Annotated in this window: 21 protein-coding genes; 12 read left to right on the top strand and 9 right to left on the bottom strand. The window is 64.5% G+C overall.

The genetic code is table 11. The features are described 5' to 3' along the window. The first annotated feature begins 17 nt into the window (after nucleotides 1-17). Nucleotides 18-896, top strand: a complete 879-nt coding sequence (locus ABVK50_RS06760) for an aminoglycoside phosphotransferase family protein (protein WP_353642294.1) — start codon at nucleotides 18-20, stop codon at nucleotides 894-896. A gap of 15 nt (nucleotides 897-911) precedes the next feature. Here ABVK50_RS06760 and purD read toward each other — a convergent pair whose 3' ends face one another. After that, on the bottom strand, nucleotides 912-2,186 hold the full coding sequence (purD, locus tag ABVK50_RS06755) for a phosphoribosylamine--glycine ligase (RefSeq protein WP_353642295.1): 1,275 nt from the start codon (nucleotides 2,184-2,186) through the stop codon (nucleotides 912-914). A 126-nt stretch (nucleotides 2,187-2,312) separates the two neighbouring features. Here purD and ubiA point away from each other — a divergent pair, with 126 nt between their 5' ends. Further along, nucleotides 2,313-3,296, top strand: a complete 984-nt coding sequence (gene ubiA, locus ABVK50_RS06750; protein WP_353642296.1) for a 4-hydroxybenzoate octaprenyltransferase — start codon at nucleotides 2,313-2,315, stop codon at nucleotides 3,294-3,296. Here the strand turns inward: ubiA and ABVK50_RS06745 are convergent. The 3 genes from ABVK50_RS06745 to ABVK50_RS06735 form a co-directional block, all read right to left on the bottom strand. Continuing rightward, nucleotides 3,291-3,863 (bottom strand): DUF6101 family protein, encoded by a 573-nt coding sequence (locus tag ABVK50_RS06745; RefSeq protein WP_353642297.1) that lies wholly within the window; start codon nucleotides 3,861-3,863, stop codon nucleotides 3,291-3,293. The two genes, ubiA and ABVK50_RS06745, sit on opposite strands and share 6 nt — an antisense overlap. Nucleotides 3,864-4,122: 259 nt before the next feature. Continuing rightward, nucleotides 4,123-5,553: an FAD-binding oxidoreductase gene (locus ABVK50_RS06740; RefSeq protein ID WP_353642298.1), complete on the bottom strand. Its 1,431-nt coding sequence runs from the start codon at nucleotides 5,551-5,553 to the stop codon at nucleotides 4,123-4,125. An 8-nt stretch (nucleotides 5,554-5,561) separates the two neighbouring features. Further along, complete coding sequence (locus ABVK50_RS06735; RefSeq protein WP_353642299.1) at nucleotides 5,562-6,536, bottom strand: L-threonylcarbamoyladenylate synthase; 975 nt, start codon at nucleotides 6,534-6,536, stop codon at nucleotides 5,562-5,564. A gap of 106 nt (nucleotides 6,537-6,642) precedes the next feature. Here ABVK50_RS06735 and ABVK50_RS06730 point away from each other — a divergent pair, with 106 nt between their 5' ends. Continuing rightward, the gene (locus ABVK50_RS06730) at nucleotides 6,643-7,122 is read left to right on the top strand and encodes a hypothetical protein (protein WP_353642300.1); all 480 of its coding nucleotides are present in this window, start codon (nucleotides 6,643-6,645) and stop codon (nucleotides 7,120-7,122) included. 70 nt (nucleotides 7,123-7,192) lie between these two features. Here ABVK50_RS06730 and ABVK50_RS06725 read toward each other — a convergent pair whose 3' ends face one another. Then, on the bottom strand, nucleotides 7,193-9,784 hold the full coding sequence (locus ABVK50_RS06725) for a glycine--tRNA ligase subunit beta (protein ID WP_353647019.1): 2,592 nt from the start codon (nucleotides 9,782-9,784) through the stop codon (nucleotides 7,193-7,195). Nucleotides 9,785-10,043: 259 nt separating this feature from the next. On the opposite strand from ABVK50_RS06725, the gene ABVK50_RS06720 reads away from it, so the two are divergent. Further along, a complete protein-coding gene (locus ABVK50_RS06720) occupies nucleotides 10,044-10,226 on the top strand; it encodes a hypothetical protein (RefSeq protein WP_353647018.1) in 183 nt (60 codons plus the stop codon). A 12-nt stretch (nucleotides 10,227-10,238) separates the two neighbouring features. Here ABVK50_RS06720 and ABVK50_RS06715 read toward each other — a convergent pair whose 3' ends face one another. Next, nucleotides 10,239-11,144, bottom strand: coding sequence for a glycine--tRNA ligase subunit alpha (locus ABVK50_RS06715; RefSeq protein ID WP_353645997.1), 906 nt, complete (start codon nucleotides 11,142-11,144; stop codon nucleotides 10,239-10,241). A gap of 123 nt (nucleotides 11,145-11,267) precedes the next feature. Further along, nucleotides 11,268-13,265, bottom strand: coding sequence for a tetratricopeptide repeat protein (locus ABVK50_RS06710; protein WP_353642302.1), 1,998 nt, complete (start codon nucleotides 13,263-13,265; stop codon nucleotides 11,268-11,270). A 293-nt stretch (nucleotides 13,266-13,558) separates the two neighbouring features. Between ABVK50_RS06710 and ABVK50_RS06705 the strand changes: the two genes are divergently transcribed. Then, on the top strand, nucleotides 13,559-14,608 hold the full coding sequence (locus ABVK50_RS06705; protein ID WP_353642304.1) for a helix-turn-helix domain-containing protein: 1,050 nt from the start codon (nucleotides 13,559-13,561) through the stop codon (nucleotides 14,606-14,608). Nucleotides 14,609-14,704: 96 nt separating this feature from the next. Next, nucleotides 14,705-15,553, top strand: coding sequence for a sterol desaturase family protein (locus ABVK50_RS06700; RefSeq protein WP_353642305.1), 849 nt, complete (start codon nucleotides 14,705-14,707; stop codon nucleotides 15,551-15,553). 42 nt (nucleotides 15,554-15,595) lie between these two features. Here ABVK50_RS06700 and ABVK50_RS06695 read toward each other — a convergent pair whose 3' ends face one another. Beyond that, the gene (locus ABVK50_RS06695; RefSeq protein ID WP_353642306.1) at nucleotides 15,596-16,612 is read right to left on the bottom strand and encodes a polyprenyl synthetase family protein; all 1,017 of its coding nucleotides are present in this window, start codon (nucleotides 16,610-16,612) and stop codon (nucleotides 15,596-15,598) included. A 328-nt stretch (nucleotides 16,613-16,940) separates the two neighbouring features. Here ABVK50_RS06695 and ABVK50_RS06690 point away from each other — a divergent pair, with 328 nt between their 5' ends. The 6 genes from ABVK50_RS06690 to moaB all read left to right on the top strand — a co-directional run bounded on the left by ABVK50_RS06690 (nucleotide 16,941) and on the right by moaB (nucleotide 20,586). After that, nucleotides 16,941-17,165 carry a DUF2007 domain-containing protein gene (locus ABVK50_RS06690; RefSeq protein WP_353645998.1) on the top strand — a complete coding sequence of 75 codons (225 nt, stop codon included), beginning with the start codon at nucleotides 16,941-16,943 and terminating at the stop codon, nucleotides 17,163-17,165. A 6-nt stretch (nucleotides 17,166-17,171) separates the two neighbouring features. Next, nucleotides 17,172-17,939, top strand: a complete 768-nt coding sequence (locus ABVK50_RS06685; protein WP_353642307.1) for a methyltransferase — start codon at nucleotides 17,172-17,174, stop codon at nucleotides 17,937-17,939. 74 nt (nucleotides 17,940-18,013) lie between these two features. Next, a complete protein-coding gene (locus ABVK50_RS06680) occupies nucleotides 18,014-18,883 on the top strand; it encodes a S49 family peptidase (protein WP_353642308.1) in 870 nt (289 codons plus the stop codon). Nucleotides 18,884-18,958: 75 nt separating this feature from the next. Continuing rightward, nucleotides 18,959-19,144, top strand: coding sequence for a hypothetical protein (locus tag ABVK50_RS06675; RefSeq protein ID WP_353642309.1), 186 nt, complete (start codon nucleotides 18,959-18,961; stop codon nucleotides 19,142-19,144). Between the two features lies 1 nt (nucleotide 19,145). Next, entirely contained in the window at nucleotides 19,146-20,051 is a 906-nt protein-coding gene (locus tag ABVK50_RS06670) for a 4-(cytidine 5'-diphospho)-2-C-methyl-D-erythritol kinase (protein WP_353642310.1), read from the top strand. Beyond that, nucleotides 20,038-20,586 (top strand): molybdenum cofactor biosynthesis protein B, encoded by a 549-nt coding sequence (gene moaB, locus ABVK50_RS06665; protein WP_353642311.1) that lies wholly within the window; start codon nucleotides 20,038-20,040, stop codon nucleotides 20,584-20,586. Before ABVK50_RS06670 ends, moaB begins: the two co-directional genes overlap by 14 nt. Nucleotides 20,587-20,630: 44 nt before the next feature. On the opposite strand, the gene ABVK50_RS06660 is transcribed toward moaB, so the two are convergent. Then, nucleotides 20,631-22,892, bottom strand: a complete 2,262-nt coding sequence (locus ABVK50_RS06660) for a VCBS repeat-containing protein (protein WP_353642312.1) — start codon at nucleotides 22,890-22,892, stop codon at nucleotides 20,631-20,633. Between the last annotated feature and the right edge of the window lie 6 nt (nucleotides 22,893-22,898).

Below are 22,898 nucleotides of genomic sequence, written 5' to 3'. Positions count from 1 at the left end.
GCATGACGACCGACAGAATGGACATTGAACCAGCGCTGGTGAGCCGGCTGGTGGCCGCGCAATTTCCTCAATGGGCCAGCCTGGCGATCAGGCCGGTCGAATTCGGCGGATGGGACAACCGGACTTTTCATCTCGGCGACCGCATGACGGTGAGATTGCCGAGCGCCGCGTCCTATGCAGCGCAGGTCGAAAAGGAACAGCGCTGGCTGCCGAAGCTCGCCCCGCACCTGCCGCTTCCGATCCCGACGCCACTGGCGAAAGGCGAGCCGACCGACTTCTATCCCTGGCCGTGGTCGATCTACCGGTGGCTCGACGGAGAGACCGCTTCGGTCGACCGCATCGACGACATGACGGGATTCGCGACCGCGCTCGCAAAATTCCTCGTCGCGCTGCAGCAGGCCAACGCCACCGGCGGGCCTCCGCCCGGCAAGCACAATTTCTTCCGCGGTGGGTCGCTGACCGTCTATGACGGCGAAACGAGACGGGCGATCGCCGCACTCGACGGCGCGATCGACGCCGATACGGCGACCGAGATCTGGGAAACGGCGCTTGCCGCGCCATGTCGTGGCAAGCCTGTCTGGGTGCATGGAGACGTGGCGGTCGGGAACCTGCTGGTCAAGGATGGCCGGCTCAGTGCCGTCATTGATTTCGGCTCGTCGGCCGTCGGCGATCCCGCATGCGACCTCTACATCGCCTGGACGTTCCTCGAAGGCGAAAGCCGCGAGGCGTTCCGCGCCGCCATGCCCGCCGACAAGGCAACCTGGGCGCGCGGCCGCGGCTGGACGCTGTGGAAGGCGCTGATCACATATGCCGAGCACCGCGACGCCGAGCCGCTGGGGCCATGGGCGCAGCGGGTGCTCGAGGAGGTGATTGAGGATTACAGGCGGGCGGGATGATGACGGCCTCGCCGCTTAGAGCCCCCGCTCCCTTTCCACCGCCTTATATCCGATGTCGCGGCGGCAAAAACCTTCCGGCCAGTCGATCAGGTCGACCGCGGCATAGGCTTTCCGCTGCGCTTCGCTCACCGTCCTGCCCATTGCCGTTACGTTCAACACGCGCCCGCCATTGGCGACGATCTCTCCGTTGCGCTCGGCCGTGCCAGCGTGGAAAATCTCGACGCCGTCGCCCGTTTTCTCCAAACCGCGGATGGCCGAACCCTTTTTCGGCGTGCCGGGATAACCGTCCGCGGCCATCACCACGGTCAGCGCCGCATCGTCGCGCCAGCGCGCCGACATGTGCGCCAGTTGCGCGTCGGCGGCAGCGCTGAGCAACACCAGAAGGTCGTCCTTCAGCCGCATCATCAGCACCTGGCATTCGGGGTCGCCGAAGCGGACATTGTATTCGATCAGCTTCGGGCCATTCTCGGTGATCATCAGGCCTGCGAACAGCACGCCGGAAAACGGCGCGCCCATCTCGGCCATGCCGCGCATGGTCGGCTCGACGATCTCGCGCATCGTCCGCTCGATGAGTTCCGGCGTCATCACAGGTGCCGGCGAATAGGCGCCCATGCCGCCGGTGTTGGGGCCCGTGTCGCCCTCGCCAACGCGCTTGTGGTCCTGCGCGGTGCCGAAGGGCAGCGCGGTCGCGCCGTCGCACAGGCAGAAGAAGCTCGCCTCCTCCCCGGTCAGGAACTCCTCGACCACGATCTCCGCGCCGGCTCCGCCGAACGCGCCGTCGAAGCAGGTGTCGACCGCCTCCAGCGCCTCCTCCAGCGTCATGGCGACGGTCACGCCCTTGCCGGCGGCCAGACCGTCGGCCTTGACGACGATCGGCGCGCCCATCTTGCGGATATAGGCCTTGGCCTCTGAGGCGCTGCCGAAGCGGCCGTACGCGGCGGTGGGGATGCCGTATCTGGCGCAGAGGTCCTTGGTGAAGCCCTTCGAGCCCTCGAGCTGCGCGGCCATTTTCGACGGCCCGAAAACGCGAATGCCGGCGGTGCGCAGATCGTCGCCCAACCCCTCCACCAGCGGCCCTTCCGGACCTACCACTACGAGATCTATCGCTTTCTCACGGCAGAAATTCGCGACCGCCGCGTGATCCGCGACATCCAGCGCCACGCATTCGGCCGCCTTGGCGATGCCCGGATTGCCGGGCGCGGCGTAAAGCCTGGTCAGCATCGGCGAGGCGGCCAGTTTCCAGGCCAGCGCATGCTCACGCCCGCCGGAACCGATGAGAAGGATGTTCATGCCGTATGCCTCCGGTTTCCGGTTCACCCGGTATGGCCGCGAAACAGGCCGGTCAAGTATAGGCTTCGCTTATCAAGGACAATTCGCCTTCTTGACGCCTGCGCCCCGCGCTGCCACTCCACTTCAATGGAAACCATTCAATCGCGAACCGGCCAGGGCCGCGTCGCCGACGCGCCGAGCGGTCACTGGGTCTACCGCGCGCTACCGCGCGGCATGTGGCCCTATGCGCAGCTTGCGCGGTGGGATCGGCCGATCGGCTGGTGGTTGTTGTTGTGGCCATGCTGGTGGTCGGCGGCGCTGGCCGCGACGGCGTTTGCGCGGCCGGGCGACCCGCTCTTGTCGCTCTTGCCCTCGCCGCTCACGCTCGTCCTGTTTCTTCTCGGCGCGGTCGCCATGCGCGGCGCCGGCTGCACCTACAACGACATCGTGGACGAGCGGATCGACGCCGAGGTCGAGCGCACCCGCTCGCGGCCGCTGCCGTCCGGCCAGGTCACGCGCCGGCAGGCCTGGATTTTTCTCATTGTCCAGGCGCTCGCCGGGCTCGCGGTGCTCTTGCAGTTCAACGGCTTCGCGATCGTGCTCGGCCTCTGCTCGCTCGCTGTCGTGGCCATCTATCCGTTCATGAAGCGAATCACCAACTGGCCACAACTGGTTCTGGGGCTTGCGTTTTCCTGGGGCGCGCTGATGGGCTGGGTGGTCGAGTTCGGCGATCTCGACGGCCCGGCCATCATGCTCTATCTCGGCTCGATCCTGTGGGTGATCGGCTACGACACCATCTACGCGCATCAGGACAAGGAAGACGACGCCATTGTCGGCGTGCGCTCGACGGCGCGTCTTTTCGGCGACAACACCAAGATTTGGCTGACCGGCCTTTACGGCTTCGCGCTGATGTTCTTCGCAATCGCCTTCGCCGCGGCGGAAGCGCCGATGCCGGCGCTGGCCGGCCTCGTCGCCGCCGGCGCGCACATGGCGCGCCAGATCTATGTGCTGGACATCGACAATCCGGCGCAATGTCTGAGGCTGTTCCATTCGAACAAGGTCGTCGGCTGGCTGATCTTCCTCGGGCTCGTCGCCGGCGGCGCCTGGATGGCGCTGAAGCCGCTTCTATAGATCGTCCCGCGCGATGATTTCCGCGCCGTCGACAACCAGCCTCAGGCCGAGATTGCCGGCCTTGCGCCGGGCGAGGAAGCGTGGCCTGCGCGTCGGCGTTGTGCGCCCCTTGCGGCGCTCCTGCGGCGGCAGCGCCTTGATCGCGGCGCCGAGCGATTCCTCTAGCGTGCGGGCGATGCCGTCGGCCTCGATCAAAAGCATCGGAAGGCGGTAGGCGTCGGCCCATGCGCGCCAGTCAGCGGCGACATCGTCGAGATCGTCGGCCACCAGCAGCGGCACAGACAGCATCGGATCATTGTGCAGCAGTTCCAGCGTCACCGTCACCGTGCCGTGCTCGTCCTCCAGAGCCCGCGCCGCGACGCCGCGGAAGGCGTTGGCCGGCAGCGCCACCGTCACCGGCAGGCCGCTCATTTCCAGCACCCGGCGCAGCACCGCGCCGCGATGATCGATGGTGAAGGTCACATCGCCATAGGCGTCGCGGGTTGCGTAGCTGACCATTTGCGGCAGACGAAACGGGTCGAGACGCATGTTGCGTCCCGCCCAGACTGGCTTCAGTCCGGTGCTCATTGAGTGCGCCTTCTTCCTGTTACTCCTGAGAGCCGGTTTCCGGTCTCTCCGAACCGGTTTTCCCGGTCTCGTTATGGGAAGAAGCCTACGCCGCGGACCTTACCGCCGCGCTTAAGAAAGTCGGTTAAATTTTGCTGATCCGGGGCATGGTTATCGCTTTGCGACCAAGTGCAAGGTGTTGGCAAGGGGTGTGAAGAAGGTGTGAATGGACTGACCGCAGATGCCGCTGCAAAATGACGACGGCAGGCATCGCCTGATTTTAAATCACCTTGCCCGGGTTCATAATGCCCGCCGGATCGAATGCCGTCTTGACGCGGCGCATCAGGTCGATCGCCACGGGCGGGGCGGTGGCGATCAGTTCCTCGCGCTTCAGTCTGCCGATGCCATGCTCGGCCGAGAACGATCCGCCGAGGTCGCGCACGATGTCGTGCACGGCCTTGTTCATCGCCCGGTATAGGCCGAGGAACGCCGCGCCATCCGCGCCCACAGGCTGTGAGATGTTGTAGTGCAAATTGCCGTCGCCCATATGGCCGAAGCAGACCACGCGAGCCCCCGGGCTGACCCGTTCAACGGCGATTGCGGCGCGCCCGATGAATTCGGGTATCGAAGCGACCGGCACCGAAATGTCGTGCTTGATCGACGCGCCTTCCGGGCGCTGGCCGTCGGAAAGCGACTCCCGGATGCGCCAGAACGCATCCGCCTGCGCCAGGCTTGCGGCGATCACCGCGTCGCCGGCAAGCCCCTTCTCCAGCCCGGCGGAAAGAATATCCTCAATCATGCCGCGCGCATCCTCGGTGGAGCGTCCCGACGACACCTCCATCAGCACATGCCATGGCCAGGCTCCCGCCAGCGGGCGCACCGTTCCCGGGATGTGGCGGACGGCGAATTCTAGCGGCCGGTCAGCGATCAGCTCGAACGCGGTCAGGCCGCTGCCCGCCTGGTCCACCGCGTTGCTGAACAGCGCCAGCGCCGCCTCCGGCGAATTGAGCCCGACCCAGGCGACCTCCCTGCCCTTGGGCTTAGGGTAAAGCTTCAGGACCGCCGCCGTGATGATGCCGAGTGTGCCCTCCGCGCCGATGAACAGGTTCTTCAGATCATAGCCGGTGTTGTCCTTCTTCAGCTTGCGCAGATCGTCGAGCACCTCGCCGGTCGGCAGCACCACCTCGAGGCCGAGGCAGAGCTCGCGCGCATTGCCATAGGCAAGCACGCCGGTGCCGCCGGCATTCGATGAAAGATTGCCGCCGATCTGGCACGAGCCCTGCGACCCCAGCGACAGCGAAAACAGCCGGTCGGCCGCATCCGCCGCGTCGCGCAGCGTCTGCAGCACCACGCCGGCCTCGACGGTAGCGGTGTTTGACAAAAGGTCGATCTCACGGATGCGGTTCATGCGCGACATTGAGAGCACGATCTCGCGGCCGGAACTGTCGGGCATCTGCCCGCCGACAAGGCCGGTATTGCCGCCCTGCGGCACGATCGGCGTTCTAGTATCGGTGGCCAGCCGCATGATGCGGCTGATCTCGTCGACGCTGCCCGGCCGCAGCACCAGCGGCGTCCGGCCGGGATAGAGGCCGCGCCGCTCGCTGACGTAAGGCGCGATGTCGGCGTCGCTTCGCAACGCATAGGCTTCGCCGACGATTCCCGCAAAGCGGTCGAGGAGCGCTGCGTCGATGCCTTGCTCGGATGCTTCCATGGCCGTTCCTACTGATACGAAGCGCCGCTGTCACGCGGCGCTGCCGCGCGCGCCAGCCGGTCGTTGATCGCCTCGCCCAGCCCCTCATATGGTATCGGCTCCACCGCGATCATTTTCGCGCCGCTGCGGTCGAGCGCCTGGAGGTGCGAGAAAAGGTTGCTCGCAGCCTCGGTGAGATCGCCGGTCTCGGAAAGGTTTAACACCGCAAACGCGCCTTCCGCATTTTTGACGCGTTCCGGCCCGAAGGCGAGCAGCGCCTCGCTGGCCGCCACATCCTCCGCGTTGAGCCGCACCAGAGCGCCCGGTGCATAATGCGAGGCCAGCATGCCCGGCGCCTCGACGCCATTTTCCGCGCCGCGCACCAGCGCCACGCCCGCTGCCGCCTCCAGTTCCTCGGCGGCTATGCCGCCCGGCCGCAGCAGCCGCAGTCTTCCATCCTCGACCTTGACGATGGTCGATTCCAGCCCGACCGGCGTCGCGCCGCCGTCGACCACCAGCCTGATCCTGTCGCCCAAATCGTCGGCGACCGCCGCGGCGGTCGTCGTGCTTATCCTGTTCGACGAATTGGCGCTGGGCGCGGCCAACGGCCGGCCGAGGTGCTCGATGAGCTTGGCACCGAAGCCGCGCGGCATTCTGAGCGCGATTGTGTCTAGCCCGGCCGTAACCAGCGGGTGGATCGCGCCGCCGGGCCTCAAGGGCAGCACCAGGGTCAGCGGACCTGGCCAGAATCTTTCCGCCAGTATTCGCGACAGCGGATCGAATTCAGCGATCTCCTCGGCCATCGCCATCGTCGCCACATGGGCGATCAGCGGATTGAAGCGCGGCCTGCCCTTCGCCTCGAAAATCTTCGCGACGGCCGCGCCATTGGTCGCATCGCCGGCGAGCCCATAGACGGTTTCGGTCGGGATCGCGACGATTTCGCCGGCCCTGAGCAGGGCCAGCGCCTCGTCCATCGCCTCGGCTGCGTCGCGAATTTCCGCCACTTCCCGCAATCCTTCGAATATGTCCGATCGCTAAAATGCCGCGCATCGCCTCAAGCGGGCATCAACCCCGGACTGATAAGGGACCAGCGTGGAAATGCAATGGAGCATGCCGGTGCGATCGTTCTGGAAGCCTTTTGCCCTTGTCGCCGCGGCGACCTGCTGCGCGGGCTCCGCTCACGCCTCGTCCATCGTGACGCTCGAGGCGATGACGGAGCAGCTCGGCCCATCCTTTGTGATCGCCGGACCGCCGGACGAGGCTCCGGCGGCCGCGGAGACCGACGACCGCCACATGGTCAGCCGGTCCATCATCGCCTTCGGCCCGTCCAATGTCGCCTATGAGAACGTCGCCTCCGTCGGCGAGAAGACGCAGCGCGATTTTTCGCCGATGGTGCTGCGCGGCGGCATCGCCGGCGGCGCCTTCCCGACGGGAAACGGCTTGCCGCACGCGGATGAACGGGAACCGGCCGTCGTCTACGACCCGAAGCGGACCCTCGCCGAAAAGCCGGCCGAGCCGCCTCCCCCCGAAGCCCCCGAAGCGCCTCGCGCACCCAAACCGTCCGGCGATCCTGTAATCATCGACCGCTGATCCGCCGCTTGATGCGCGCTTTCCCGTTGCGCAACCGAGCACGCCGCCAGTTCCGAGCCAGTGCGGCAGGCTATCCGGCTATTTTGGAAAAATCCGCGACCTGATCGGTAGCCGCGCGGATGCGGGCGAGCAGCGCCAGCCGGTTGGCGCGGACAACCACATCCTCATCATTCACGAGAACGCGTTCAAAGAATGAATCAACCGGTTCACGCAACTCGCTAAGCGCGCGCATGGCGGCGGAAAAGTCTTCATTCTGAATCGCTTGGCCGGCCTGGCTCTCGGCTTGATTCACCGCGGCGAACAGCGCTTTTTCCGCATCCTCACGCAAAAGCGCGGGATCGACGGAGTCGGCGATGAGGGTTTTCTTCTTCTCTTCGGCCGCCAGAATGTTCGCCGCGCGCTTGGTCCCGGCGAGCAGGTTTTTTCCGTCCTCGGTATCGAGAAAGGCGGACAGGGCCTCTACGCGTCGGACGATCATCAGGAGGTCGTCGTTTGAAGATTGGCCAATCTCCCCCTTGAGGGGGAGATGCCCGGCAGGGCAGAGGGGGTGCCTCGACGATGTTCCGGCCCCCTCTGTCGGCTTCACCGACATCTCCCCCTCAAGGGGGGAGATTGGCGCGCCACTCGCCAGCACAGCGTCGATCAGATCGTGCCGCGCGCCCTGGTCGCGGAGATAGACCTTCAGGCGGTCGTGGAAGAAGGAGAGGAGGTCGGAACTCGACGTGTTTGCGGCGGTCCAGATTGTTTCTTCTTCATTGCCATCGAACATCTCTCCAATCCGCTTGCCGACCATTTCCCTCAAAGAATCGGTGTCTGCGAGAAGCGACAATTCATCAGCTAGCGCTAGTCTTTCACCTGCCGCGGCAAAGCGGCGTGCATGCAGGAAGATTGCAGTGGCAAGCGAACTGCGGAGGCTAATCGGATTAAGCCTTAACCGCACCCCATTCTCGACCACAATCCTGATCACCCCCAGCGCCGCCCTTCTCAGCGCATACGGGTCCTTGCTGCCCGTGGGCTTCTCGTCGATCGCCCAGAAGCCGACCAGCGTGTCGAGCTTGTCGGCCAGCGCCACGGCCACCGAGACGGGGTCGGTCGGCACGCGGTCGGACGGCCCCTGCGGCTTGTAGTGCTCCTCGATCGCGGCGGCGACCGAAGTATGCTCACCCTGCAGCAGCGCGTATTTGCGGCCCATCGCGCCCTGCAGTTCGGGGAACTCGCCCACCACTTCGGTCTGGAGATCGGCCTTGGCCAACACCGCCGTGCGGCGCGCGAGCTTCGGATCGGCGCCGACGATAGGCGCGATCTCCTCCGCCAGCCGCGCGATGCGCTCCACCCGCTCTCCCTGCGTGCCGAGCTTGGCGTGGAAGGTCACGCCGAGATGGTCGAGCCGCGCCATGCGCTGATCGAGCGGCTTCTTCAAATCGAGCCCGAATTTTTCCGCCGACCCTTTCAACTCGTCGAGGTCGGGCAGGTCCGCCTGGTCGGTCTTCCAGAAATACAGCGCGTCCGACAGCCTCGCCCGCACCACCTTGCCGTTGCCGTAAGCAATCTCCTTGCCACCGTCCCTGGCCTCGATATTGGCGGTCAGGATGAAGCGGTTGGAGAGTGACGATTGGCTAATCTCCCCCCTTGAGGAGGAGATGTCCGGCAGGACAGAGGGGGGCAACGTAGAGTGCTTACCGTCGCCGCCCTCAAGGTTTTCGGTTGATTGAGAGATTGGCAGGACAGCGCCCCCCTCTGTCGTCTTCGGCGACATCTCTCCCACAAGGGGGGAGATTGGGCGCGTTGTCACAAAGCACTTCTGGTTCGCCCGGATCGTCAGCCGGATCACTTCGGCGGGAATGTCGAGAAAATCCTGCTCGAACTCGCCCATCAGCACGACGGGCCATTCGACCAGCCCAGCCACCTCCTCCAGCAGCCCGTCATCCTCGATGAGTTCCAGCCCATTGGCGAAGGCGAGGTTCTTCGCATCGGCAAGGATGATCTCCTTGCGGCGGTCGGCGTCGAGCACGACCTTCGCCGCCTCGAGCTTGGCCGCATAATCCTCGAAACGGCGCACCACGATCGCATCGGGCGCGTGAAAGCGGTGGCCGTAGGTAACGTTGCTGGCGCGGATGCCGTCGACCTCGAAGTCGACCACCACCGGCTCCTCGGTCTCGGGGCCGAAGGTGCAGACGATCGACTGCAGCGGCCGGACCCAGCGCAGCGAGCCGGGCTTTGCCGATGCCGCGCCCCAGCGCATCGATTTCGGCCACGGAAAGTCCCGGATGATCCCTGGGATGAGTTCGGCGATGATCTCCTCCGCCGCCCTGCCCGGCTTGACGATATGGGCGACATAGAAATCGCCCTTCTTCGGGTCGGAATGCACATGCGCCTGGCTGATGTCGTCGAGCCCCGCCGAGCGCAGGAAGCCGGCGATCGCCTGCTCCGGCGCCTTGGTGCTCGGGCCCTTCTTCTCCTCGCGCACATCCTTCGACCGCGCTGTCAGGCCGCGCACGTTGAGCGTCAGCCGGCGCGGCGTCCAGTAGTCGCGGGCGGCGTCATAGGTCAGCCCGGCCTCGACCAGGCCGTCGGTCACCATCTTCCTGAGGTCGCCGGCCGCCTTGCGCTGCATGCGAGCAGGTATCTCTTCGGATCGTAGTTCGAGCAAAAGATCGGGCATAGTTCGGTCTCTAGGAAAAGGTTCGCGCGGGCATAGCAAGTCGGCCGCGCGCTGTCACCCTTCACGGGCAATCCGCAAAAATCATTCGCCCGCCTGTCGGACCGCGGCGAGCCCATTCGTCCTACGGGCAGATTTCCATGAACCGAATGCTGCGCTGAAGCGACCAACGCTCAGACCGGGAAATCTGCGGCCTGTGTGTGAACCATTTCGCCGACCCGGAACACAGAACGATCGACACTGAACGTCACGGACAACGACCATGAAAACGGCCTCGACCCTCCTCCAGCTTCTTGCGCTAAGCGCCTGCCTGGCGGCATCTCTCGGCGGATCGGATGAAGCCCGCATGCCCGGCGTCCGCAAGGCGCTCCAGACAATGGCGGGTTCTGCCAGCCAGACCAGCTTGCAGGAGTTCACAATGGTTGGCACGGCCCGGCCGGGGTAAGCACCGCCTGAATCAGGCAGCCAGCCCGCCGGCCTCCGTCTGCAAGAACGCTTCGCCGCATGCCTTGGCGAGATTGCGGACCCGCAGAATATAGCTCTGCCGTTCGGTCACCGAGATCACGCCGCGCGCATCGAGCAGGTTGAAGACGTGGCTGGCCTTAATGCACTGGTCGTAGGCCGGAAAGACCATGCGGTGAAAACCACCGCCCGCCCCAGCCCTCAGCAGCGCCTGGCATTCGGCCTCGGCGTCGTCGAAATGCCGAAGCAGCACCGCCGTGTCGGCATATTCGAAATTGTGACGCGAATATTCCTGCTCGGCCTGCAGGAAAACGTCGCCATAGGTGACCTTTTCCGCGCCCTCGCGGCCGTTGAAGTTCAGGTCATAAACATTGTCGACGCCCTGCACATACATGGCCAGCCGCTCCAGCCCGTAGGTTAGCTCGCCGGCCACAGGCGCGCATTCTATGCCGCAGACCTGCTGGAAGTAAGTGAACTGCGACACTTCCATGCCGTCGCACCAGCATTCCCATCCGAGCCCCCAGGCGCCGAGCGTCGGGCTTTCCCAATCGTCCTCGACGAAGCGGATGTCGTGCGTGAGCGGGTCGATGCCGATAGCCGCCAGCGAGCCGAGATAGAGCTCCTGCAGGTTCGGCGGGTTCGGCTTCAGGATCACCTGGTATTGGTAATAATGCTGCAGCCGGTTCGGGTTCTCGCCGTAGCGGCCGTCCTTCGGCCGGCGCGACGGCTGCACATAGGCGGCGCGCCAGGGCTTCGGGCCGAGCGCGCGCAGCGTGGTGGCCGGGTGGAAGGTACCCGCGCCGACCTCCATATCGTAGGGTTGCAGCACCACGCAGCCATAATCCGCCCAATAATTGTGGAGCGTCAGGATCAGCCCCTGGAACGAGCGGCTGGGGTGCATGTGGGCTGGCAAGGTCACGGGCGGGGCCTCTGCGATGGGAACCGCCAAGGCTCTAGTGCGGCAGTAGCGATGGGTCAAGGCGACCTCTTCCTTCTCCCCCTGTGGGAGAAGGAAGACGTCATGCTATTGCCCCGGCAGCACCAATTCCTGCCCCGGCACCAACCGGCCCGGGTTGCCCTGCAGCTGCGGATTGAGATTTAGGATTTCGATGTAGCGCCCGCCATTGCCGAGCACATCGTCGGCGATCGACCACAGCGATTGCCCCGGCAGCACCTTGTAGGCCGCGGGCGTGGCGGCAAGCGTCTCGACCGGCGCCGGCGCCTCGCTCTTCTTTTCCGGGTCGACGGCCGGCGCAGGCTTTGCCTCAACCGGCGCGGGCTTCACCGGCGCATCCTGCGCGGTCTTGCCCTCCGCAGGCGGCAGGCCCGCTGTGAGCTTCTTTTGCACGCTCGCCAGCACGTCGGGTTCAGGCTTCATGTCGCGCGCATGGCTCCACTGGAAGGTGGCCTCCAGCTTGCGGCCGACCTGCCAGTAGGCATCGCCGAGATGGTCGTTCAGCACCGGATCGTCCGGCTTCAGCGACACGGCGCGCTCGAGCTCGATCACCGCTTCCTCGAAGCGGCCAAGCCGGTAGTAGGCCCAGCCGAGCGAGTCGACGATGTAGCCGTCGCTCGGCCGCAGATCGACGGCCTTGCGGATCAGGTCCAGGCCTTCCTCCAGGTTCATGTTCATGTCGACCCAGGAATAGCCGAGATAGTTCATGACCTGAGGCTGGTCGGGATGGAGTTCCAGCGCCTTGCGAAAGTTCGGCTCGGCCTTCGGCCATTCCTTCAGCCGCTCATAGGCGATGCCGCGCTGGTAGAAGATGTTCCAGTTGCCGTTTGTCGGCTCCTTCAGCCGGGCAACGGCGCGGTCGTAGACTTCCGCCGCCTGGCGGTAATCCTCCTTGGAGGCATAGACGCCGCCGAGCGCCAGATAGGCGCGCATGTCGTCGGGGTTGGCGTCGAGCAGCGCCTTCAGATGGACGATCGCCTCGTCGTGGCGGTCGAGATCGGCGAGATTCAAGCCGAGCTGCAATTCGGCGGCGCGCTTGATCGGCGAGTCCGCGGGAATGCGCCCATAGAGCGCGATCGCTTCCTCCGCCTGGTCCTGCTGCTCGGCCACCGCCGCGAGTTGCAGAAGCACGATATCGCTGTCGGGCCTCAGCGCCAGCGCCAATTGCAGATAGAGCCGCACGAAGGGCTCGCCGCCGCCGCGATTGAGTGCGGCGCCGAGATTGAGCAGGATTTCGCTGGCGCCGTCGGCCGGACCGGCGACAAGGCGGGAAATCGGCTGGCCCTTTTCGATCTTTTCGCGCAGAGCCACCAGCGGTAGACGGCCGGTGGAAAACTCCTCCGCCTTGTCGAGCACCTCGATCGCCTTGTCCTTGTCGCCGCGCTGGGCGAGGAAGCCGGCATAAGCCTCGGCCACGCGGATCCAGGTCTCGGGCGCAGCACCCCCGGCCGAGACATTGTCGAACGTTGCCTGGTAAGCCTTTTCAGCCTCGCCGGTCATTCCAGCGGACTCGGCGATCAGCGCGCGGTGATACGTCTTGAACAGAGCGTACCATTCGGGGCCCTTGATCTTGTCGAGGCCGGCCAGCGCTTCGGTGCTTTGCCCGGCGCCGGACTTTGTCCAGGCGGTCATGACGGCTGTGATCAGCCGGTCGAGGTCGGATTCGACCGCCAGCTTGAGCATGGTCTCGGCAGCCGCATAATCCTTCTTGCGGAACGCATCGACGGCCAGCGCCACGCGCGAGAACCGCTCGATGTCGGGAACTGCCTTCAGCTTTTCGGCATAGGGCAGCGATTCGTCGAATCGCCCCTGTGCGATCAGCGCGAGCATCAGGCTTTGCTGGAGCTGCCGGTTTTGGGGGTCGAAGGCCAGCGCCTGCTTGTAGTAGGTGATCGCGCTGTCGAGATCGTTGTCCACTTCGGCCACGCGCGCTGCCAGATAGGCACCGGTAAACGAGCCGATTTCAACGGGTTCTGCCGTCTGCCTGGCCTCGGCCGGCAGCCCTGCCATCATACATCCCGCCAGTGCAGATACACCCGCAAGCCAGCTCAAACGTCGTTGCCGCATCACTATCCTTCCCGCCACGCCGCCTCTTGGCGAACCTTTGTCACACCGTGAAGCGCAAAAGCATGGCCTTTTTAGGGTCGCGGTTCAATGCCGCCGCACTTCACAATCCGGTCACGAGACCTTTTTGCAACGGGGTATGCCATTGAGGCGCGGAACTCCAAAAAGCACATCGTCTCGACGACGACATTCGGCCATGGTGAACATGATGCCGTCCAAGGCGGCGGCGCGACGGCTTTGGACGATCCGCGGTCGCCCCGTTGCCAGCGGCGATAAAGAGGTTTTACTGGATCGCGATGATATCGGAACCCTTCTATACGGCCGACCTCATGCTGCGCGCCGCGGCCGCAGCGCTGAGCATGCTGATGATGGTGCAGTTCGCGCGATTCCGGCCCTTGCGGTTTGTCACGGCCGCCGGGGCGCTGTTTTGCCTCGGCATAGCATCCTATACGCTTGTATCGGATCCCAGCCCGGGCGTTCCGGGCGAGGCGCTCGTGCTTCTTGCGGTTCTCACCCCGGTATTCTTTTGGTGGTTCGGGATTGCGCTGTTTCGCGATTCCTTCGAGTGGCGACACATCTATTTCGTGCCGCTCCTACTGCTGCTTGCATTTTATGGGCTGCGGCAGGGGGGCGGAACCTATCTCGTTGCCGGCGCCCTGCTGCATCAGGCGACCGTTGTCCTGCTTCTGATCCACGTCTTCTCGCTCGCGGTCCTGGACTTCAGGAACGATCTCGTCGACGCAAGACGGCGCTTCCGTCTGACCATCGCGCTGATACTTCCCCTGGTGGGCATGGCAATCGCCAGCGTCGAGACATACGCACTCTATGGCACGCTTCCCGTTTGGCTCGGTCCGCTTCACGCGCTGATGCTTTTTGCGCTGTCGTTCCTGTTCGCTCTGTCGCTGACGGCAACCAAGCCTGAACTTTTTGCCTTGACCGCGGAGGCTCCGCAGCCGAGATCCGATCTCCTGACGTCTGCCGAATTGATCGAACTTAAGCGACTGAAGTCGGCGGTGGGCAGTGGTGCGTGCTTTGAACCCGAGATGTCGCTCGGCGCGCTCGCAAGCAAAATCGCCATTCCAGAGCATCGCCTCCGCCGACTGATCGGAAAGGGACTCGGCTACCGGAATTTCGCTGCCTTCCTGAACGCTCACCGCATCGAGGAAGCCAAGCGGCGGCTGGCCGACCCGGTGAGGTCGCGCGAACAGATCGTGTCGATCGCGTTCGGTGTCGGATACGCGTCGCTCGCGCCTTTCAATCGCGCCTTTCGTCAATTGACCGGCAAGACCCCGTCCGAATATCGCTCGCAGAAGCTTTCGCAGATGATCGATTCCGGAAAAGATTGATCGGAACCGGAATTCAATCCTTATTTCGGTAAGCGCGCAGACCGCCTCGCGACAATGCCGCAGGTTTCTTTCGTCATCCACGGAAGGAACCCAAAGATGTTCGACGCTTGCATCGACCACGCTACGCTGGCCCGTTTCGCCGCCGGTATCTATCCGTTTATTCTCCAGAGCGATCTCTACCGCTATCTGGTCGGGGCTGGAGGGACATTCCTGGTAATCAACACGCTGCTCGCCGGGTGGCTGGCGAAGCGCAAGATCCGGGTGGAAGAGCCCAGCTGGAGCCAGATGGGACGCGAGATTCTTGCCTCTCTCAGAACTGTGCTGATCTTCTCGCTGATTGGATTGGCGATCGCCGTCTCGGTGCGGCTTGGCCTGCTCACTGTCTATGAAAATCCGGCAGCACGCGGCTGGCCGTACTTTGTGCTCAACGTTATCGTCCTGATCGTGGCTCACGACGCCTGGTTCTATTGGACCCACAGGATCATGCATCGGCCACGGCTCTTCCGCTGGTTCCACCGTCTGCACCACCGCTCGTACAATCCCTCGCCATGGACAGCCTACGCCTTCGATGCGAGCGAGGCGCTCGTCAATGCGATTTATCTGCCGCTCGTGATGATCCTGATGCCGACGAGCATTCTCGCGGCGTTCATCTTCACTGGCCACATGATGCTGCGTAATGCGATCGGCCACTGCGGCTATGAAGTCTTCCCGGCACGCGCCGACGGGCGACCGCGGTTCGACTGGCTGACCACCGTCACCCATCACGATCTTCATCACGCCCGTGCGCGGACGAATTTCGGCCTCTACTTCACCTTCTGGGACCGCGCGATGGGCACCGAGGACCCAAACTACTATAGCGAATTCGCTCGTTCTGTCGGCCGGACACTGGCAGGCCCCGCGGTCAGCTCTGCTACGGACCGCACGAGCCGTAAGGCTGCCATCTAGTCTGAAGGCGTAGGGGTCGCCCGAATGGCTATAGGGCGGCTCTCACCCGACGCGGCTGATGCAGAAGTCTATCACATCGACCAGTGCCGATTTTTGCGGTGTGGCGTCGAGCGGGGCGAGCGCGTCTCGCGCGATCTCGCCGAAATGGCGGGCGCGCCCGATCGTATCGGCGATCGCGCCGTGGCGCGTCATCAGGCCGATCGCCTTCTCCAGCGCCGCATCGTCCGATGCGTCGGTCTCGATGGCGCGCTTCCAGAATTCGCGTTCCGCGGCTGTGCCGCGGCGATAGGCGAGGATCACCGGCAGGGTCACTTTGCCCTCGCGGAAATCGTCGCCGACATTCTTGCCGAGTTCCTTGGAATTGCCGCCATAGTCGAGCGCATCATCGATCAGCTGAAAGGCGAGGCCGAGATTCATGCCGTAGGAACGCAATGCCGCGCGATCGGTGCGCGTGGCGCCTGCGATCACCGGCCCGACCTCGGCGGCCGCCGAAAACAGCGCCGCGGTCTTGGCCTTGATCACGGCAAAATGCTCGTCCTCGGTGGTTTCCAGATTTTTGGCGGCGGCAAGCTGCATCACCTCGCCCTCGGCAATGATCGAGGCAGCGGTCGAGAGAATGTCCAGCGCATCGAGCGAGCCGACATCGACCATCATGCGGAAGGCCTGGCCGAGGAGGAAATCGCCCACCAGCACGCTCGCCTGGTTGCCCCAGATCATGCGCGCCGTCTTCTTGCCGCGCCGCATGCCGCTTTCGTCGACGACATCGTCATGAAGAAGCGTCGCCGTGTGCATGAACTCGACGCTGGTGGCGAGCTTGACGTGACCGTCGCCGGAATAGCCGAACATCTGGGCGGCCGCGAGCGTCACCATCGGGCGCAGGCGTTTGCCGCCCGACGAGATCAGATGGTTGGCGATTTCGGGGATCATCTCGACGTCGGAACCAGCCTTGGACAGGATCAACTCGTTGACCCGGCCCATATCGGCCGCCGTGAGGCCGATGAGTTCCTTGATTGAAGCTGATCCGCGCTTCCCGTTTTCGAGATTGAGAACGACACCCACGGCCAGTACTCCCGTCTTGGAACCGGTCTGATTTAGGGCGGCGACGGTGTGTCCGGCAAGTGGCGAATTGGCGCAGAAATTTAGGCGCGTTGTCGGAATCAGCCAAGCGGCGCGTCCTGTGACACGATCAGGACTGTTCAATTCGCGCCAGGAGCCTCAGCCATGACGAAAATCGCAATCGAGGACGTGAACCATCCAGGCAAGATGAGCGTGTCGACGCCGAGATGGGGCATCATCAAGCGCGAGAAAACAAAGGCGCTTCGCTTGCATGGAGCGTAACGCCGCCCCGCCGGTTTACATCGCGGCGGCGACCTGCGAACTTCCGCGCATGATCGAGCTCATCCGCACCAACGACACCGTCATCATCTCCTTCGTCGAATCGCTGCTGCGCGACGCTGGCATCGCATGCTTCGTCGCGGACCAGAATATGAGCGTGCTCGACGGTTCGATCGGCATCCTGCCGCGCCGTGTCATGGTGACCGCCGATGACGCCGCCGCCGCGCGCCGCCTGATCACCGACGCCGGCATCGGCAATGAGATGCGCGAAAGCTAGACGCTCGTGCCCGGCCAGACGACCGACGCCTTCCATCGCGGCAGTTTTTTCCTCGTGCAGCCTGCGCGTGGGGGCCACCGCGCCGGCATGGACGCGCTGGCGCTCGCCGCCGCCGTGCCGTCCGGCTTTACCGGCAGGCTCGCCGACCTCGGGGCGGGAGCGGGTGCTGCCGGCCTCGCCGTGGCGTCGCGCTGCCCGGCGGCAGGCGTGGTTCTCGTTGAAAACTCCCCGACCATGGCCGGCTATGCCCGCCAAAGCCTCGACCTCCCCGAAAATGCGCGGCTTGGCGGCCGTGTCGGGGTGTTGGAAGCCGATGTCGCGCTGACCGGCAAGGTGCGCACGGCCGCCGGCCTTACCGATAACTCCTTCGATTTCGCCATCATGAACCCGCCCTTCAACGCGGAGATCGACCGCGCCACACCCAATGATCTGCGGCGTCAGGCGCATGTTATGGAGGACGGGCTGTTCGAAGCCTGGCTCCGGACTGCGGCAGCCATCGTCAGGCCGCGCGGCGGCGTCGCCGTTATCGCCCGGCCGGTGTCGTTCGCTCCGATGCTTGCCGCACTCGACGGCCGTTTCGGTACCGCGCAGATCGTTCCGGTGCATGCCCGCCCGAACGCCCCGGCCATCCGCATCGTGCTTCGCGCGACCCGCGGCGCACGCGGGGGGCTGTCGCTGATGCCGCCGCTCGTCCTGCACGAAGGCTCGAGCGATGCCTTTTCCGCCCGCGCCGAGGCGATCAATGCCGGCCAGGCTTCGCTTTTCGGAGACTGACCTGCGCAGACGGGATTGCGGTTTTCCGGCGAATTCCTACATGCGAAACAAGACATGATCGGAGATTCCTGACTGTGAAACAGTTTTTGAGCCGCCTGCTTCCGAAGTCGATGCGGCCGGGTGTGGTGACGATCCCGGTCGTGCGCCTGCACGGCACCATTATGGCCGGCGGCGGCCAGTTCCGGCCGACGCTGTCGCTCGCTTCCACGGCGGGCGTGCTTGAAAAGGCGTTTTCCTATCCCGACGCCCCGGCGGTCGCCATCTCCATCAACTCGCCCGGCGGCTCGCCGGTGCAGTCACGCCTCATCTACAAGCGCATCCGCGATCTCGCGGCCGAGAAGAACAAGGACGTGCTGGTCTTCGTCGAAGATGTCGCCGCCTCCGGCGGTTACATGATCGCGGTCGCCGGCGACGAGATCATCGCCGACCCCTCCTCCATCGTCGGCTCGATCGGAGTGGTTTCCGCCTCGTTCGGCTTCACCGAGATGATGAAGAAGATCGGCGTCGAGCGCCGCGTCTACACCGCCGGGCAGAACAAGGCGCTACTCGACCCGTTCAAGCCGGAAAAAAAGGAAGATGTCGAGCGGCTGAAGGCGCTGCAGCTCGAAGTGCATGAGGCCTTCATCGACATGGTCAAGGAGCGCCGCGGCGGCAAGCTCAAGGACGACCCGGATCTGTTCACCGGCCTGTTCTGGACCGGTAAGAAGGGCGTTTCGCTCGGACTGGTCGACGCGCTGGGCGACATTCGCACCGTGCTCAAGGACCGCTATGGAGCAAAGACCAACCTCAAGCTGATCACGCCGCCGCGGGGACTGTTCGGCCGCAAGCTCGGCTTGTTCGGATCGTCGCGCGGGTTTTCCGCGCCCGATATTGCGGGCGCAGCCGCAGCCGGCCTGATCGAAGCAGCCGACGAGCGCGCGCTATGGGGCCGCTTCGGCCTTTGAGAATGCCGCAAAGCCGGCTATGGTCGGCTGCCCAGCCCGACCGGCAACGCCGGAGCCAAGAGGGAGGAGTAAAACATGCCGCAGCTTATTTTTTTCGCCCTGATCGGCTTGGTTGCGTATTTCGGCTATCGCTCTTTCGTCCGCGAGGCGGAGCGCGTCACCGCCAAGGTGCGGCGTGAGGAAAAACAGTCGGCGAGCGGCGCGCACGGCACGCTGGTCCGCGACCCGGAAACGGGCGAATACCGCCTCGCCAAGGACTGACGTGGACCTCAGCACAGCATCACTGGCCGAGCACGCGCCGGCCAAGATCAATCTCGCTCTGCATGTCACCGGCAGCCGGCCGGATGGTTTTCACCTGATCGAAAGCCTGGCCGTGTTCACGCAGGTCGGCGACTGCGTGACGGTAGCCGCCGCTTCCGAGGATTCCTTTTCGGCCAGCGGCCCGTTCGGCGCCGAGATCCCGCTCGATGGCGGCAATCTCGTGGTGCGAGCGAGGGATGTGTCGCGTGCAGCCTTCCCGGCGCTTGCACGCAGTTCCGTCTCGATCAGCGTCGAAAAGAATCTGCCGATTGCTTCCGGTATTGGCGGCGGGTCGAGCGACGCGGCGGCGACATTGCGCGCACTCGTCCGTCATTGGCGGATCGAAACGGATGTAGACGCGCTCTGTGGCTTGGGCCTTCGGCTCGGGGCCGACCTGCCCATGTGCCTTGCTTCCCGACCGCTGATCGCACGCGGCATCGGCGAAAAGATCGAGCCCCTCATCGCCTTCCCGGCCCTGCACATGGTGCTGGTCAATCCGGGCGTGGCGGTGTCGACACCTGATGTTTTCCGCGCACTCGAATCGCATGAGAACCCCGGCCTGTCATCTTTGCCCTTCTTCGACCGTCCCTTTGGCGACGTCTGCGGCTGGCTCGCGGCCACCCGCAACGACCTGCAAGCTCCCGCAATGTCCATCGCACCCGTCATCTCAGAGGCTCTCGAAGCGCTGGAATCCGCCGGCGCTGGTTTCGCCCGCATGTCCGGTTCAGGGGCCACCTGCTTCGGCCTGTTCGAGACAGCAGGCGCTGCCGCCCGCGCCGCAGACGAAATCCGCGCGCGCCAATCCGGATGGTGGGTGGTCGCCACCGAAAGCATTGCCTCGAAGGATTCTGCCGATGTCCCGGCTTGACGAGACCCGCCCCTTCATTCCGGTCCGCATCGCGGTGCTCACCGTGTCGGACACGCGCACGCTGGCGGACGACAAATCCGGCCAGACGCTCGCCGACCGCATCACGGAAGCCGGCCACGTCCTTGCCGATCGCGCCATCGTCACCGACGACCGGGAAAAGATCCGCGAAACCGTGCTTTCATGGTCGAGGGATGAAAAGATCGACGTGGTCATCACGACCGGCGGCACCGGCTTCACCGGCCGCGACGTAACGCCCGATGCGCTGGAGCCGATCTTCGAAAAGCGCATGGACGGCTTTTCGGAAGTCTTCCACCGCATCTCCTACGACAAGATTGGCACCTCGACCGTCCAGAGCAGAGCGACGGGCGGAGTCGTCAACGCCACCTTTATCTTCGTGCTGCCCGGCTCGCCCGGCGCCTGCAAGGACGCCTGGGATGGAATTTTGAAGCCGCAGCTCGACTACAGGCACATGCCCTGCAACTTCGTTGAGATCATGCCGAGGCTGGACGAGCATCTGAAGCGTGGGAAAGCTTAGTCAAGCGCCCCGCGGGCTCGGCGGCGGGGCGGATATCCGCTCGCTCAGTATTGGAACGTGCTCGTCCAGTCGGGCGAAGCGCCGGCAGCGATTTCGGCCTCGCTGAAGAAATGGCCGAAGCGCTTGAAGTCGCCTACCAGCACGCCGCCGCCGGGAGCTGCGCCGAAACGACCGGCGAGGCCGAAGAGGGTGGGCAGTCTCCCCTCGAAGATGGCCTGGAAATTGTAAGTCTTGAGCCGGCGCCACCGCCCGCGCCCGTCATCCGACACCCACCAGGTCAGCCTGGCGCCTCCCGACCCGGCCGCGGCTGCGCCGATGGCCTCGAGGCGGATCAGATCGTCAATGTTGTTGTGATTGAGGTCGGCGATGAACAGCGATCCCACCGCGTCGCCATGGTGCTGGTTTATGCGCTGCCATGTCCCGCGCGCGCTTTCCGAAATCGCCCACCGGCCGCCGTCCACCGAGAGCACGTCGGTTACGCCGTCGCCGGTGAAGTCGCCAAAACGAAGTTCGCTCATCGGCTTGCCCGAGCTTTGCACCGGCTGCCAGTCGGGCTGAGCCAAGGCGGTTACGAACCATTGGCCATCCGCGCCGCGCAGAAAGGCGTGCGTGGTCCTGCGTGTCGCGCCCGGCCTATGGTCGCGCTTGTTGGGGTCGAACTGACCGAAGGCCACGTCGGCGAGCCTGGCGCCGAAGGCGCCGATCGGGTGCCAGCGTCCCGTGCCGCCGCTCGAGATCACCCACGCCCCGCGATCCTCCGCCAGCACGTCGCAGCGCTGGTCGGCGTCGAAATAGCCTAGGCGAATGTCGCCGAGCTTGTCTTTTTGCGGGCCGAGATACACCCATGGAAATTCGCCGAAGCTGGAGAACCAGAAGCCGGCGCGGCTGGCGAGGAAGAGATCATCGACGCCGTCAGCATCGAAGTCGCACACGCCATAGCGGCCATAAGTATCGGTTTCGATGATGTTGCCCGACCCGATATGGACGTTCTGCGTGGTCTGCAGCGCGATGGCATCGTCACCCCAATCGTCCTCCAACCCTTCATGCGGGAATACGTTGCCGCGAATGTATGCCGCGACATGGGGCTTTCCCCTGATCTTGATGGCATTGTCGTTGCGGTACTGGAAAGCGTTGTCGGTGAACCAGGACTGTACTGCCGCCTGGCCGCAGCTGTAGGCGATGCAGCCGGTGCCATGGATATCGAAAATATGCGTCCAGGTATTGAACATCCTGCCGTGATAGCCGCCGCCCTTTAGGACGAGGTTTCGAGTCGCATCATAACCGCCGGCATGGCCTGACGAGGCGATCGCATGGCGGTTGAAGTCGAACAGGTTTTCGGTGATCTGGGCCCATGCGCCGTGGTGGACATCCACGCCATAGCCCGCCGCATGCTGCGTGAAGGGGTTCGAGTCTCCGTCGTTTTCCTCGGACGATTCATGCTGGTTGTGATGAATATAGTTGTTCAGGATGCGGACCTGCTCCGGCCGGCCGATCCTGTCGCCCGGACGGTTGGAGGGCGGTTCCTGGCCGGGCCCGTGGCCGCCGCCATCGAGTACGCGTATCGCCGCGCCGCCCCAGCCGGCGACCTCCATATTGGCGATTTCGATGTCGAGGCACCGGAATATGAAGATGCCGAACTGGTCGACCGTCTGCTGACCGCGGCTCGGACCTTCCACTCGGAAGCCTGAAAGGCGGACGTGGTCGCTCGGCGTATCGTCGCCCTCATCGCAACGGATGGACAGGAAGGAGCTTGCGACGTCCCGCCCATGCTTGCCGAATTTGAGTAGGGGGCCGGGCGAACTAGGCGTGCGGGCTGAGCCGACGGGAAGCTCCGGCCGGGGCTGCTCCAAGACCAGATCGGAGAGGTCGATCACATCTCCGGGACCCAGGCGCTTGGCAAAAGCAGGCGCCGTGCGCGAAAGGATCGTTCCGGTGGGACGTGGCGGAAAGGAAGCCACGCTCTTGAGCGTCACGCAGGGGCCGAAGCTCACGGGCACAAGCCCCGGCGCGTCGGAGAAATCCAGCACGACGTTCGGACCAAGCAGGATCGTCGTATTCGCCTTCTGCGCTGTGTCGAAAAGAAGCTGCCGCATCTCATCGTGCTTTACCTTGTCGGCAGCAGGATCCGCTTCCCGAATCTCGATGATTTCTGGCGCGGGATCGACCGGGCACCCGCCCACGGACGGCACGACGCCGATTTCCGTTTGTTCCACCTCTGCCGCCTGATCTACGTCAGCCGTCTGCGCGCTCGCCTGTTCAGCAACGAGAACTGCCGCCAAAGTCACCGTACACAAAAGTTTAAGCATGAGGAC

It is taken from the genome of Mesorhizobium sp. WSM2240, from assembly GCF_040438645.1.
In the GTDB taxonomy this organism is placed as follows: Bacteria; Pseudomonadota; Alphaproteobacteria; order Rhizobiales; family Rhizobiaceae; genus Allomesorhizobium.
This window is presented reverse-complemented; position numbering and strand designations above follow the sequence as displayed.